Here is a 14,087-nt window from a genome sequence, read left to right as displayed (position 1 = left end):
TATTCCTCAGATCAATTCGCGAACGTCGATGAAACGACCGTTGACGGCAGCGGCGGCGGCCATGGCCGGGCTCACCAGGTGGGTACGGCCACCGGCGCCCTGACGCCCTTCGAAGTTACGGTTGGAGGTCGACGCGCAATGCTCGCCCGACTCCAGGCGGTCCGGGTTCATCGCCAGGCACATCGAGCAGCCCGGCTCACGCCATTCAAAACCGGCTTCGAGGAAGATCTTGTCCAGGCCTTCGGCTTCAGCCTGGGCTTTAACCAAGCCTGAGCCCGGAACCACGATGGCCTGCTTGATGGTCGAGGCGACCTTGCGCCCCTTGGCGATCACCGCCGCAGCGCGCAGGTCTTCGATCCGCGAGTTGGTGCAGGAACCTATAAACACGCGATCCAACTGGATGTCGGTGATTGCCTGGTTGGCCTTCAAGCCCATGTACTTCAAGGCGCGCTCGATGGAACCGCGCTTGACCAGGTCGGCTTCCTGAGCCGGGTCCGGCACGTTCTGGTCGACGGCCAGGACCATTTCCGGCGAAGTACCCCAGCTGACTTGCGGCTTGATCTGGGCAGCGTCGAGTTCGACCACGGTATCGAACACCGCATCAGCGTCGGAGACCAGGTCTTTCCAGGCTTCGACGGCGGCATCCCAATCGGCACCAGCCGGTGCGAAAGGACGACCCTTGACGTATTCGACGGTCTTTTCATCCGCCGCCACCATGCCCACGCGGGCACCGGCTTCGATGGACATGTTGCAGATGGTCATGCGGCCTTCGATGGAGAGGTCGCGAATGGCGCTGCCGGCGAATTCGATGGCATGGCCGTTACCGCCAGCGGTGCCGATCTTGCCGATCACAGCGAGGACGATGTCCTTGGCGGTGACGCCAAACGGCAACTTGCCTTCGACGCGCACCAGCATGTTCTTCATTTTCTTGGCAACCAGGCACTGGGTGGCGAACACGTGTTCGACCTCCGAGGTGCCGATACCGTGAGCCAGGGCGCCGAAGGCACCGTGGGTCGACGTGTGGGAGTCACCGCAAACCACGGTCATGCCTGGCAAGGTGGCGCCCTGCTCCGGGCCGATCACATGGACGATGCCTTGACGCACATCATTCATCTTGAATTCGGTGATGCCATATTCATCGCAGTAATCATCGAGGGTCTGCACCTGCAACCGCGACACAGTGTCGACGATGGCGTCGATGCCGCCCTTGCGCTCCGGGGTGGTCGGTACGTTGTGGTCCGGGGTGGCGATGATCGAGTCGACGCGCCAAGGCTTGCGCCCGGCCAGTCGCAGGCCTTCGAACGCTTGTGGCGAGGTCACTTCATGGATGATGTGACGGTCGATATAGATCAGCGACGACCCATCATCGCGCCGTTTCACTTCATGGGAATCCCAAAGCTTGTCGTAAAGCGTTTTGCCGGCCATCAGTCGGTCCTCATCAGCGGTATTTCATTCGCCGGGCTTTTCAATAACCCTTTGGCTTGTGAGGCTGATGGTATGGCGCTACATTAAATAACTCAAATTCATATTTTTTATGCTTTGGATTACCAACTGGAATACCACAATGGACTTGGCCAACCTCAATGCCTTTATCGCCATCGCCGAGATCGGCAGCTTCTCCGGCGCTGGAGAACGCCTGCACTTGACCCAACCGGCCATCAGCAAACGTATCGCCGGCCTGGAACAGCAATTGAAGGTGCGACTGTTTGATCGCCTGGGCCGTGAAGTCGGCCTGACCGAGGCCGGACGCGCCTTGCTGCCGCGCGCTTACCAGATTCTCAATGTGCTGGACGACACCCGCCGCGCCCTCACCAACCTTACCGGCGAGGTCAGCGGGCGGCTCACATTAGCCACCAGCCACCATATAGGCCTGCATCGCCTGCCGCCTATCCTGCGAACCTTTACACGGGAATACCCGAACGTGGCGCTGGATATTCAATTTCTCGATTCTGAAGTGGCCTACGAAGAAATCCTCCATGGCCGCGCTGAAGTGGCAGTGATCACCCTGGCGCCCGATCCCCACAACTTGGTGCGCGCCACGCCAGTGTGGGACGACCCGCTGGACTTTGTGGTGGCGCCGGAGCACAGCCTGATCAGCAACGGCTCCATCAGCCTGGCTGATATTGCCGGCCATCCGGCGGTTTTCCCTGGCGGCAACACGTTTACCCACCATATTGTCAGCCGGTTGTTCGAGGCCCAAGGCCTTACCCCGAACATCGCGATGAGTACTAACTACTTGGAAACTATCAAAATGATGGTGTCTATCGGCCTGGCCTGGAGCGTGTTGCCGCGCACCATGCTCGATGATCAGGTGGCAAGTATCGCTTTGCCAGGCATACAACTCAGTCGCCAGCTAGGCTATATCGTGCACACCGAAAGGACGCTGTCGAATGCTGCGCGGGCTTTCATGAGCCTATTGGACGCACAGATGGATTTGCCAGGGATACCGGCATGACACTGTGCGGCCTCGGGTTCTGAGTAAAACCGTGCTGTTTGCCCATCGAATCAAGGCCCTTTGATAATGCGCAACCCCGTCGACCCCGTGCCACCCCTACCCCGCATTTACGCGCTGGACCCTCAACAGGCGGAACAAAGCTGGGAGAGCGCGCCACAACTGCTGGCAGCCCTTAATGCTGCGCGGCTGGGCGCATGGTGCTGGGAAATAGACACCGGCCGCATAAGTTGGTCACGGGGCACCCAGGCGTTGTTTGGTTTTGATCCGCGCCAACCGCTGCCCCAGGACTTGGACTACCTTGATTTGCTGGCCCAGTCGGATCGCGCCCGAGTGGTACGGGCTTTTCACGCCGTACTGGCCGGCGAGCCGCTTGAGCAGGCCATGCATCACCGCATCCAATGGCCTGACGGCAGCTTTCACTGGCTGGAAATCAACGGCAGCCTGCAGCCGGACAAAACCGGTCGGCGCCGCATGATCGGGGTGATCCGCGAGGTTACCCACCAGCGTGAACGTGAAAACGCCCTCGGGCACTCCGAAAAACGCTTCGCCACGCTGTTTCACCTGTGCCCGAACATGGTACTGCTGACGCGCCGGGCCGACGGCCTGATCAGCGAAGCCAACCAGTATTTCGAGATGCTCTTCGGCTGGCCTTTGGGCGATGCCATCGGCCGCACGACCCTGGAACTGGGCCTGTGGCGCCACCCGGAACAACGCGCACAATTGGTCAAGGCCACGCAGCGCAAGGGCGAGCCCATTACCATGGAGGTGCAGTTTTGCGCCAGCAACGGCCAAGTCCACAATGGCACGCTCAGCGCGCAAAAAGTCGAGTTGGAGGGTGAGGCCTATCTGATCAGCACCTTCCTCGACACCACCGAACGCAAAAATGCAGAGCAGGCGCTCAAGGACAGTCAGGAGCGCCTCGACCTGGCGCTGGACTCGGCACAACTGGGCACTTGGGACTGGCACATTCCCAGCGGCATGCTCTATGGCTCGGCGCGCGCAGCCCAATTGCACGGTCTGCCGTCCGAACCGTTCCACGAATCCTTCGACGCCTTTTTCGAAGGCATGCCCAACGAGGAACGGGACAACATGCGCAACGCCTACCGCACCCTGCGCGAAGGCCCTGCCGGAAACTACCAACTGACCTACCGCGTGGCCATGGAAGATGGCAGCTCGCGCTACCTGGAAAGCCGTGCTCGCCTGTACCGCGACGAGCGAGGTTTACCCCTGCGCATGGCCGGCACGCTGCTCGATATCACAGACCAAGTGGAGCGCGAACAACGCCTGAGCGCCTCCGAAGAAAAATTCGCCAGCCTGTTCCAGGCCAGCCCCGACCCGATCTGCGTCACAGGCCTGGAGAGTGGTGCCTTTATCGAGATCAATCCGGCCTTTACCCAAACCTTTGGCTGGAGCGCTGCCGAGGTAATCGACAAGAGCGCTGACCAGATCGGCCTATGGGATGATTCCAGCCAGCGCCTGGAGCGTATCGAGCGGGTCATTCGCGAGCAGTCGTTGAGCAACGTGGCCGTGGTGGTGCATCACAAGAATGGCCACAGCCTGACCTGCATGATTTCCAGCCGCCTGATCAAGGTCGGAGATCAAGCGTGCATCGTTACGACGTTGCGCGATATCACCCAACAACAGCGCTCCGAGGCCGCGCTGAAGGCCAGCGAGGAGAAATTCGCCAAGGCCTTCCATTCCAGCCCTGACGCGATTTCCATCACCGAGCGCGACACCGGCCGCTATGTGGAGGTCAACGATGGCTTCTGCCGCCTGACCGGCTTGCGAGCTGAAGAAGCTATTGGCCTGACTTTTTACCAGATCGGCATCTGGGCCGATGAGAACCAACGCTCGGCGCTATTGGCCGAGTTGCAGATCAAGGGCCGGATTCACCATCTGGAAATGCTCTGGCACAACAAACGCGGTGAAGTGCTGGCAGTAGAAGTCTCGGTCGAGCCCATCACCCTGAATGAAACCCCGTGCCTGCTGCTGACCGCGCGGGACGTGAGCCTGCTGAAAAACGCCCAAGCGCAGATCCGCCATCTGGCCTACCACGACCCGCTGACCAACCTGCCCAACCGTGCGCTGTTGATGGACCGCCTGAGCCAGCAGATCGCCCTGCTCAAACGCCATAACCTACGCGGCGCGCTGCTGTTCCTCGATCTTGACCACTTCAAGCACATCAATGACTCCTTGGGCCATCCGGTCGGCGACACCGTGCTGAAAATCGTCACCGCGCGGCTGGAAGCCAGCGTGCGCATGGAAGACACCGTGGCGCGCCTGGGTGGCGATGAATTCGTGGTGCTGCTCAGCGGCCTGGATGGCTCGCGCCAGGAAGTCAGCAATCAGGTGCAGGAACTGGCCGACACCCTGCGTGAATTGCTTTCGGAGCCGATGTTCCTGGACGGGCACAGATTGCAGGTCACGCCGAGCATTGGCGTGGCGTTGATTCCCGATCACGGCTCCACACCGGCCGACCTGCTCAAGCGCGCCGACATTGCCCTTTACCGCGCCAAGGACTCAGGGCGCAACACCACGCAGATGTTTCACAACAGCATGCAAAAAGCCGCCAGCGAACGCCTGCGCATGGAAACCGACCTGCGCCTGGCCCTGGCACGCGGCGAATTCAGCGTTCATTACCAACCCCAGGTGGATGCGCGCGGTAACAAGATCGTCGGTGCGGAGGCACTGGTGCGTTGGCAGCACCCACAATTGGGTGCGCAGTCACCGTCGGAATTTATCAAGGTGCTGGAAGACAGCGGCCTGATCCTTGAAGTGGGCACCTGGATCCTTGATGAGGCCTGCGCCGCCTTTGGGCAACTGATCAAAGAAGGCTTGGTGGACCCGCTGAATTTCAGCCTATGCGTGAATATCAGCCCCCGGCAGTTTCGCCAGAACGATTTCGTGGAACGGGTGGAGCACAGCCTTAAGCAGCATTCCTTGCCCTGCAGCCTTCTGAAACTGGAAATCACCGAAGGTATCGTGATCCAGAACCTGGATGACACCGTCAACAAGATGCGCCGCCTGAAGAAGCTCGGCGTGAGCTTTGCGATGGATGACTTTGGCACCGGTTACTCTTCACTGACATACCTCAAGCGCCTGCCGGTGGACGCACTGAAGATCGATCAGTCGTTTGTGCGAGACGCGACCCATGATCCAAACGACGCGGAAATCATCAGGGCGATCGTAGCGATGGCTCGCAGTTTGAATCTGGAGGTGATTGCCGAGGGTGTGGAGACCCCCGAGCAACTGGCATTCCTGCAAGCGTTGGGGTGTCATCTGTATCAAGGGTTCATTTACAGCAGGCCGCTACCGCTGAAAGAGTTCAGGCAATTGCTGATATAACTATTAAATAGTCGACTGCTACTTTCATGACGAACAGCGACAGTCGATTATTTTTCAGGCCAACGCCAATACATTAATCAATTGCTAAAACATTACGCTTTAAAAAACGACTTCAATCCGCTCATGGCCCCACCCACCTTTTCAAACATCGAAGCAGCAAGTGAACCACCGATACTAACCGCACCGGAAATCGCCAACCCGACCGGACCTAATAACGGCGCCGCCAGACTTATCAGCGGACTAAGTGCTTTTACTACTCCCCCCAACACCTTACCAATCCCACTGAAAACACTGCCGACTTTGTCAAAGACTTTTCCGAAAAAGCTGCCAATCTTGGAAAAAAAACTCTGCTTCTTCGGGGCTGGCTTACAGGGCCTGCAAAGCTTTGGCGGGGCTGGCTTGCAGGGTACACAGTATGTTGGCGGGGGCGGGTTATAACACCCAAACCGGATGCCGCAACCAGGGCCTGAGGCACGGATGGGCAACGTCGCACTGGAACCGCAGTTAGGGGAGTAAACGGAATTAACGCCATAGGTACGGCTCACAACTGGATCACGCATAAGAATTTTAGTCCTATATTTATCCGAGTTAAGACGGCAGATAGCAGCAATACAGAAGACCAGTATTTTTTACGCACTAACTACCTGACGCCCAACCCTTACGTGGCCATCCCCCCAAAAAAGTTCCTTGATCAATGCCAACCGCTCACGTTGAATTTGTCATACAGCCCGAATGACTTACATCAACATTTAAAGCACGTCAGGATGACTCATACCCAATAGACAACTTACCTGCCGCACATCCGTCTCGCGACGAAGGGCGGTAAACAGTTCCACCGCCTGCGGGTAATTACGCGTTAACATCGCCAACCATTGTTTCAATCGCCCAGGCGCCTGTTTTTCAGTCAGTTGCGCTACCGACTGGGTCCAGAACTCGCGGAGCATGGGCTGCATCTCTGCCCACGTCATTTCGACCACTTCCTCGCCTGCGCGCGCTGCTGCAATCTGCCGCGCCAGGTCAGGGCGCGCCACCAGGCCACGGCCAAGCATGATGTCCTCTACGCCGCTGATCTCCCGACAGCGGCGCCAGTCTTCGACGCTCCAGATATCGCCATTAGCGAACACCGGCACCTTGACCACGTCCTGGACTCGCGGGATCCACTCCCAATGAGCCGGCGGCTTGTAACCATCGGCCTTGGTACGCGCATGCACCACGATATGCGCCGCACCGCCTTCGGCCAGGGCCGTGGCGCACACTAGCGCGCCATCCGGGCTATCGAAGCCCAGGCGCATCTTGGCAGTCACCGGGATATGGGCAGGCACCGCACGCCGCACGTGTTCAACGATCTGGTTGAGCAACTCCGGTTCCTTGAGCAGCACGGCACCGCCTCGGGACTTGTTGACGGTCTTGGCCGGGCAGCCAAAGTTAAGATCGATCACTTGCGAACCCAGCTCACAGGCCAGTGCGGCATTCTCCGCAAGGCACACAGGATCGGAACCGAGCAATTGCACGCGCAAGGGCACGCCCGCAGCGGTGTGGGCACCGTGCAGCAGCTCTGGAGCAAGTTTGTGGAAGTACGCCGGGGTCAGCAGGCGGTCGTTGACGCGGATAAACTCGGTCACGCACCAGTCAATACCGCCCACACGGGTCAACACGTCCCGCAGGATGTTGTCGACCAACCCTTCCATGGGCGCCAAAGCAATTTGCATGGAAAACACTCAACAAAAATCGTGGCGCAGTTTACTGGGTTTCCTACCGCAACCGTTAACCCCCTGTCAGGGCGGGGCCATAGCCATCGAGAAACTCGGCCGGCATGCGCTTGGGCTTGCCCGTGGACAGTTCGATGCAGACGAAGGTGGTTTGCGCGCGCAGAAGGGTCGCTCCGTCACGCGGGCGGACCAGTTGAAAGCGGCGGGTCATCTTCAGACGCTGGTCCCAATCGACGATCCAGGTGGCCAGTTGCAGCTCGTCGCCTTCGTAGCCTGCCGCCAGGTAATCGATCTCATGGCGCACCACCGCCATGGCGCGGTCCAGACGGCGATACTCGGTCAGGTCCAGCCCCAAACGCTGGGAATGACGCCAGGCACAGCGCTCCAGCCAGGACACGTACACCGCATTATTTGCGTGCCCCAGGCCGTCGATATCCTCAGGGGCGACCTGCAGGTCAATGATAAACGGCGTTGCCAAATCCCAGCCCATGCCTTGCTCCCAGTCGATTAATGGCGGCGGGAGGCAGTGTATCAGGCGCTTTGCCGCGCCTGTAGACGGCAACCCGCCAACAGCGCCAGCACGCCATCGATCACCCGCGGATCGGCCAGTACTTTCTGGTGGCCGCCTTGTTCAAGGCGCAGCAGGCGGCTGTCGAACCAGGCTTCGTGAATGGCTTGGGAGGCGTTGACGGGGACAAAGGTATCGTCTTCAGCGTGCACGATCAGCCCGGGAATATTCATTTGATAGTGGGCCACATCCAAATTTTTGAGTGGCATTCCGAATGTTTGCTCCACCTCCTGAATAAACACCGAACGCGCCTTCGCTGGCAAACCGACCATTTGGGTAAAACCACGCAGTACATCCAGGAAACGCGACGGTGCAGCGATACTGACCAACGCCTGGGTACGCAACCCCAACTGCACCGCCAACATTGCACTGGCGCCGCCCATGGAATGGCCGACCACTGCATGCAGGGGCGGCAACTCGGCCGCCGCCTCCAGCATGGCGCGAGCAAACAGCAGCACATGAGCCTCACGCCCCGGTGAGCGGCCATGGGCAGGCCCGTCCAGAGCAATCACGGAGTAACCGTTGTCGACTAAGGCGGTGATCAGACTGGCAAACTGGGTTGGCCGGCCTTCCCAGCCGTGCATCAACAAAACTGCCGGACCCTGCCCCCAGCGCAGGGCCGACAAGCCAAAGCGCAAGGTGATGCGCTCCGATTGCGCCAGCAGCGGTAACTCCCAGTCACGGGGCGGCAGGTCGCGGGGCGTCATGAAGGCTCGACGCATCTTGTTGGCCACCGTGTGCGGCGCCAGGTACCCCAGCGTGCCGTTGAAGCGACGAATCCAGGTTAACGCGCCCATTCTGCGAGCCCTCTTCCTATCGCACAGCCGACTTGGCAGCGCGCAACACTCGGTCCGACAGCTCACCCGGCCCCAGGGCGCGGGCCAAGGCCAGGCCACCGATCATTAATGCCATATCGGCTAAGGCCTTGTCGGTGTCTTCAGGGCTTGCGGCAAGCTGAGCAGCCATCAACTCGACATGTTCGCTCAGCGCGTCGCGAAAGGCGTCCGGCAGGCGAGCCATCTCCCCTACAGTCGCTGGAATCGGGCAGGCCTGCGCGGTGGAGTCGCGATGCTTGCGCGAGAGGTAAAACGCCGCAACCAACCCCCTGCGTTCTTCTCCGGTCAACTGCGCGTCCATATCATCGATGGAGGCGCGACGCCTTGCCAGCAGCTGCGTAAAGGCCTCCAGCATCAACGCATCCTTGCTTTCAAAGTGCGCGTAGAAGCCGCCGACGGTCAGCCCCGCCGCGCCCATGACTTCACCGACACTCGGCTCGGCCGGGCCGCGCTGGATCAACGCGGCGCTGGCGGCCTGCAGAATGCGTTCGCGGGTTTGCGCTTTTTTATCGTTCATCAAAGCCTCCGACTCTCATGGGTTGAATATTATTACCATAATAATATTTAGCAAGCGACAGTCATGACCACTGGTCAGAACAGGAAGAAAGGAGGTGATGAGAGAAGTGGTCAAACGCCAGACAAACAAAAGGGCCATTCAATAATTGAATGACCCTTAAAAATCCCGCAGAGCGGGTAATCGTGGCGTCCCCTAGGGGACTCGAACCCCTGTTACCGCCGTGAAAGGGCGGTGTCCTAGGCCACTAGACGAAGGGGACACAAACCTTCTATACAACTGACCGAGCTGAGATCGGTCGATTCAAGGACGGTGTGGCCGGAACCTTGAACCTGTAAATTGGTGGAGCTAAACGGGATCGAACCGTTGACCTCTTGCATGCCATGCAAGCGCTCTCCCAGCTGAGCTATAGCCCCAGATTTTTCGCCTCGCGGCGCAGCAGACCTTTCGAGCTGCTTGTTGAAAATGGCGTCCCCTAGGGGACTCGAACCCCTGTTACCGCCGTGAAAGGGCGGTGTCCTAGGCCACTAGACGAAGGGGACAAAACCTTCTGTACAACCGATCAGAGCTGAGACCTGATCTATTCAAGGACGGTGTGGCCAGACCTTGAACCTGTAAATTGGTGGAGCTAAACGGGATCGAACCGTTGACCTCTTGCATGCCATGCAAGCGCTCTCCCAGCTGAGCTATAGCCCCTCATCGGTGAGGACGGGGCGAATCTTAATGGCGGCTTGGAAGTGTGTCAAATTTATTTTCAACATTTTCCAAATTTTTTTGCCGGGATAACAATCACTTACCGACGAAACCCCGGAAAACCGGGGTTTCGTCACTGCAACGGCCTGCTTAGGCGATAGCGCCCAGCAGCTTTTCCCACTCTTTGTTTTCTTTCTTCGAGACACCACCAAGCAAATCAAGGGCTTGGCGCAGACGGAAACGGGTGAGGTCCGGACCGAGAATTTCCATCGCATCGAGCACCGACACCGAACTGGCCTGCCCGGTAATCGCAGCAAACATCAGCGGCATGGCATCACGCAACTTCAGTTCCAGGGATTCAACCACCGCCTGAATCGTCGCAGTGATCGCATCCTTCTCCCACTGACGAAGGCTCTCCAGCTTCCACAGGATCAACTGCATCAACTGACGAACCTGGTCGCCAGAGAGCTTCTTGGACTCGAACAGCTTGGCATCCGGGTTAACGCCCCCGGCAAAGAAGAAACTGGCCAACGGTGCAACCTGGCTGAACGTTTCCACCCTGCCCTGCACCAGCGGCGCGATCTTCATCATGTACTCGGGGTTCAATGCCCACTGCTGCACGCGGCTGGCAAACTCTTCCACCGGCAGATCGCGCAACCACTGGCCGTTGAGCCAGGACAGTTTCTCGACATCGAAAATCGGACCGCCCAGGGACACGCGTGACAGGTCGAAGTTGTCGACCATTTCCTGCAACGAGAACTTCTCACGCTCGTCCGGCATCGACCAGCCCATACGGCCCAGGTAGTTGAGCATCGCTTCCGGCATGAAGCCCATGCGCTCGTAGAAGGTCACCGAAGTCGGGTTCTTGCGCTTGGACAGCTTGCTCTTGTCCGGGTTACGCAGCAGCGGCATGTAGCACAGCTGCGGCTGTTCCCAACCGAAGTATTCGTAAAGCAGGATCAGTTTCGGCGCCGACGGCAGCCACTCTTCGCCACGCAGTACGTGGGTGATGCCCATCAGGTGGTCGTCGACCACATTGGCCAGGAAGTACGTCGGCAGGCCGTCGGTCTTCATCAGCACTTGCATGTCCATGCGATCCCATGGGATCTCGACGTCACCGCGCAGCATATCCGGCACCACGCACACGCCTTCGCTCGGCACTTTCATGCGGATAACGTGCGGTTCGCCAGCAGCCAGACGCCGAGCCACTTCTTCCTTGGACAGCAGCAGCGCGCGGCCATCGTAGCGCGGGGTTTCGCCACGGGCCTGTTGCTCGGCGCGCATCTGGTCCAGTTCTTCGGCGGTGCAGAAGCACGGGAACGCATGACCCATGTCGACCAGTTGCTGTGTGTACTGCTTGTAAATGTCGCTGCGCTCGCTTTGGCGATACGGGCCGTGCGGCCCGCCGACGTCCGGGCCTTCAGCCCAGGTAATGCCCAGCCAGCGCAGGGCATCGAAAATCTGCTGTTCAGACTCGCGAGTGGAGCGCAGTTGATCGGTGTCTTCGATCCGCAGGATGAATTCACCGCCGTGCTGCTTGGCAAAACAGTAGTTGAACAAGGCGATGTAGGCGGTGCCGACGTGGGGATCCCCAGTAGGCGATGGCGCAATGCGCGTGCGGACGGTGGTCATGGCGGGTCTCGAATGGGCGATAAAACTTAAAATTGAAACAAGGGGCGAATGGTAACAGCCTGGGTGATTTCTGGAAAACCGAGGCGTAGCCATCGAGGGCAAGTCGAATCGTCGCACCGCCCCTCCCACATTTGACGGTGTTCACAAGTCAAAGCGTGGGAGGAGGCTTGGCCCCGATAAGGCCCGCCCAGCCACCGCAGATCAGACAGCCAGCAAGCGCTCGCGCAACTTGCCAATCTCATCCCGCGTCTGCGCCGCCGCCTCGAACTCCAGATCCCGCGCCAACTGGTACATCTTCTCTTCCAACTGGCGGATCCGCTTGGTGATCTCACTCGGCGAGCGCAGTTCGTTCTCGTACTTGGCGCTTTCCTCTGCGGCCTTGGCCATGCCCTTGCGCTTCTTGCTGCGCGAACCGGGCACGGTGGCGCCTTCCATGATGTCGGCGACGTCCTTGAACACGCCTTTGGGCGTGATGCCATTTTCCAGGTTGAACGCGATTTGCTTGTCGCGACGACGCTGAGTCTCGCCAATCGCCCGCTCCATAGAACCGGTGATGCGGTCCGCGTAGAGAATCGCCCTGCCATTAAGGTTTCGCGCCGCCCGCCCGATGGTCTGGATCAACGAGCGTTCGGAACGCAGAAAGCCCTCCTTGTCCGCATCGAGGATCGCCACCAGCGACACTTCCGGCATGTCCAAGCCTTCGCGCAGCAGGTTGATGCCTACCAACACATCAAAGGTACCCAGGCGCAGATCACGGATGATCTCAACGCGCTCCACGGTGTCGATATCCGAGTGCAGATAGCGCACCCGCACGCCGTGGTCGGCCAGATAGTCGGTCAAGTCTTCGGACATGCGCTTGGTCAGCGTGGTGACCAGCACCCGCTCTTCCAGAGCGACACGCTTATTGATCTCGGACAGCAGGTCATCGACCTGGGTCAGCGCCGGGCGGATTTCAATTTCCGGGTCCACCAGGCCGGTCGGACGCACCAGTTGCTCAATAACGCGGCCGGCATGCTCGGCCTCATAGTTACCCGGTGTGGCCGACACAAAAATAGTCTGCGGGCTAATAGCCTCCCACTCGTCGAAGCGCATCGGCCGGTTATCCAGTGCCGACGGCAGCCGGAAACCGTACTCCACCAACGTCTCTTTACGTGAGCGGTCGCCCTTATACATAGCGCCCACTTGCGGCACGCTGACATGGGATTCGTCGATCACCAGCAGCGCGTCATCGGGCAAGTAGTCATAGAGCGTCGGCGGCGGCGCCCCGGATTCGCGGCCCGAGAGGTAGCGCGAGTAGTTTTCGATGCCGTTGCAGTAGCCCAGCTCCAGGATCATCTCCAAGTCAAACCGGGTGCGCTGCTCAAGACGCTGGGCTTCCACCAGCTTGTTATTGGCCCGCAGGTATTCCAGGCGCTCGGCCAACTCCACCTTGATGCCCTCGATGGCACCCATCAGGGTTTCACGCGGGGTCACGTAGTGACTTTTCGGATAGAAGGTGAAGCGCGGCAGCTTGCGGATAACCTCGCCGGTCAACGGGTCGAAGGCTGAGAGGCTCTCCACTTCATCGTCGAACAGCTCGATGCGGATCGCTTCCAGATCGGATTCGGCCGGGTAAATATCGATCACGTCGCCGCGCACGCGGAAGGTGGCGCGGGCAAAGTCCATGTCGTTGCGGGTGTACTGCAAACTCGTCAGGCGGCGCAACAACTCCCGCTGGTCGAGTTTGTCGCCACGGTCCACGTGCAGCACCATCTTCAAATACGCTTCCGGGCTGCCCAGGCCGTAGATACATGACACCGTGGTGACAATGATCGCGTCCTTGCGCTCCAGCAGCGCCTTGGTCGCCGACAGCCGCATCTGCTCGATATGGTCATTGATCGACGCATCCTTCTCGATAAAGGTGTCGGAAGACGGCACATAAGCTTCAGGCTGGTAGTAGTCGTAGTAGGAAACGAAGTATTCCACTGCGTTATTCGGGAAGAACGCCTTGAACTCGCCGTAGAGCTGCGCGGCCAGGGTCTTGTTTGGCGCCAGCACTAAGGTGGGCCGGTTGATCTGTGCGATCACGTTGGCAATGCTGAAAGTCTTGCCTGAACCGGTCACCCCGAGCAGCGTCTGGTGAGCCAGGCCGGCCTCGATGCCTTCGACCATCTGGCGAATGGCTTCTGGCTGATCGCCAGCGGGTTCAAAGCGGGTGACTAGTTGGAAATCCGACATAACGTACCTCTTGAAGTCACCCCGGACTGTAAACCCGTCGGGGAAGAAATAGACCACCACCCGCGAACTTTCAGAGCGAGCAGTAGGAAAAAACCATGATAGCCATAGAAGTGGTGGC

9 protein-coding genes and 4 tRNA genes are annotated in these 14,087 nt (G+C 59.2%); 2 read left to right on the top strand and 11 right to left on the bottom strand.

Features of this window, described 5'->3' with window-relative positions; all coding sequences use genetic code 11:
* Positions 1-6: 6 nt before the first annotated feature.
* The gene (gene leuC, locus CKW32_RS17815) at positions 7-1,425 is read right to left on the bottom strand and encodes a 3-isopropylmalate dehydratase large subunit (protein WP_053128838.1); all 1,419 of its coding nucleotides are present in this window, start codon (positions 1,423-1,425) and stop codon (positions 7-9) included.
* Positions 1,426-1,564: 139 nt separating this feature from the next.
* On the opposite strand from leuC, the gene CKW32_RS17810 reads away from it, so the two are divergent.
* Together CKW32_RS17810 and CKW32_RS17805 are read left to right on the top strand one after the other, a co-directional pair.
* Positions 1,565-2,455 (top strand): LysR family transcriptional regulator, encoded by an 891-nt coding sequence (locus CKW32_RS17810; protein WP_032888291.1) that lies wholly within the window; start codon positions 1,565-1,567, stop codon positions 2,453-2,455.
* Positions 2,456-2,521: 66 nt separating this feature from the next.
* On the top strand, positions 2,522-5,800 hold the full coding sequence (locus CKW32_RS17805; protein WP_032888294.1) for an EAL domain-containing protein: 3,279 nt from the start codon (positions 2,522-2,524) through the stop codon (positions 5,798-5,800).
* Positions 5,801-6,549: 749 nt separating this feature from the next.
* Here CKW32_RS17805 and CKW32_RS17800 read toward each other — a convergent pair.
* From CKW32_RS17800 to uvrB, 10 genes are all read right to left on the bottom strand, one after another.
* On the bottom strand, positions 6,550-7,509 hold the full coding sequence (locus CKW32_RS17800; RefSeq protein ID WP_032888297.1) for a tRNA-dihydrouridine synthase: 960 nt from the start codon (positions 7,507-7,509) through the stop codon (positions 6,550-6,552).
* A 55-nt stretch (positions 7,510-7,564) separates the two neighbouring features.
* Complete coding sequence (locus tag CKW32_RS17795; RefSeq protein ID WP_033901813.1) at positions 7,565-7,999, bottom strand: thioesterase family protein; 435 nt, start codon at positions 7,997-7,999, stop codon at positions 7,565-7,567.
* 41 nt (positions 8,000-8,040) lie between these two features.
* The gene (locus tag CKW32_RS17790; RefSeq protein WP_095185552.1) at positions 8,041-8,874 is read right to left on the bottom strand and encodes an alpha/beta hydrolase; all 834 of its coding nucleotides are present in this window, start codon (positions 8,872-8,874) and stop codon (positions 8,041-8,043) included.
* 16 nt (positions 8,875-8,890) lie between these two features.
* Positions 8,891-9,430 (bottom strand): TetR/AcrR family transcriptional regulator, encoded by a 540-nt coding sequence (locus CKW32_RS17785; protein WP_032888304.1) that lies wholly within the window; start codon positions 9,428-9,430, stop codon positions 8,891-8,893.
* A 183-nt stretch (positions 9,431-9,613) separates the two neighbouring features.
* Positions 9,614-9,689, bottom strand: a tRNA-Glu gene (locus tag CKW32_RS17780).
* 78 nt (positions 9,690-9,767) lie between these two features.
* Positions 9,768-9,843: transfer RNA gene (locus CKW32_RS17775), tRNA-Ala, on the bottom strand.
* Positions 9,844-9,893: 50 nt separating this feature from the next.
* Positions 9,894-9,969, bottom strand: a tRNA-Glu gene (locus tag CKW32_RS17770).
* 78 nt (positions 9,970-10,047) lie between these two features.
* Positions 10,048-10,123 (bottom strand) — tRNA-Ala (locus CKW32_RS17765).
* A gap of 147 nt (positions 10,124-10,270) precedes the next feature.
* The gene (gltX, locus tag CKW32_RS17760) at positions 10,271-11,752 is read right to left on the bottom strand and encodes a glutamate--tRNA ligase (RefSeq protein WP_032885844.1); all 1,482 of its coding nucleotides are present in this window, start codon (positions 11,750-11,752) and stop codon (positions 10,271-10,273) included.
* Positions 11,753-11,953: 201 nt separating this feature from the next.
* Positions 11,954-13,969 carry an excinuclease ABC subunit UvrB gene (gene uvrB / locus CKW32_RS17755; RefSeq protein WP_032885845.1) on the bottom strand — a complete coding sequence of 672 codons (2,016 nt, stop codon included), beginning with the start codon at positions 13,967-13,969 and terminating at the stop codon, positions 11,954-11,956.
* Positions 13,970-14,087 lie beyond the last annotated feature (118 nt).

It is taken from the genome of Pseudomonas sp. Irchel 3H9, from assembly GCF_900187495.1.
GTDB lineage: Bacteria > Pseudomonadota > Gammaproteobacteria > Pseudomonadales > Pseudomonadaceae > Aquipseudomonas > Aquipseudomonas sivasensis.
The sequence above is the reverse complement of the archived record's forward strand: the minus strand, read 5'-3'. Positions and strand labels throughout refer to the sequence as shown.

Excerpts from the sequence above, each read along its gene's own strand:
- leuC (WP_053128838.1), bottom strand. The coding sequence starts at position 1,425 with ATGGCCGGCAAAACGCTTTACGACAAGCTTTGGGATTCCCATGAAGTG.
- CKW32_RS17810 (WP_032888291.1), top strand. The coding sequence starts at position 1,565 with ATGGACTTGGCCAACCTCAATGCCTTTATCGCCATCGCCGAGATCGGC.
- CKW32_RS17805 (WP_032888294.1), top strand. The coding sequence starts at position 2,522 with ATGCGCAACCCCGTCGACCCCGTGCCACCCCTACCCCGCATTTACGCG.
- CKW32_RS17800 (WP_032888297.1), bottom strand. The coding sequence starts at position 7,509 with ATGCAAATTGCTTTGGCGCCCATGGAAGGGTTGGTCGACAACATCCTG.
- CKW32_RS17795 (WP_033901813.1), bottom strand. The coding sequence starts at position 7,999 with ATGGGCTGGGATTTGGCAACGCCGTTTATCATTGACCTGCAGGTCGCC.
- CKW32_RS17790 (WP_095185552.1), bottom strand. The coding sequence starts at position 8,874 with ATGGGCGCGTTAACCTGGATTCGTCGCTTCAACGGCACGCTGGGGTAC.
- CKW32_RS17785 (WP_032888304.1), bottom strand. The coding sequence starts at position 9,430 with ATGAACGATAAAAAAGCGCAAACCCGCGAACGCATTCTGCAGGCCGCC.
- gltX (WP_032885844.1), bottom strand. The coding sequence starts at position 11,752 with ATGACCACCGTCCGCACGCGCATTGCGCCATCGCCTACTGGGGATCCC.
- uvrB (WP_032885845.1), bottom strand. The coding sequence starts at position 13,969 with ATGTCGGATTTCCAACTAGTCACCCGCTTTGAACCCGCTGGCGATCAG.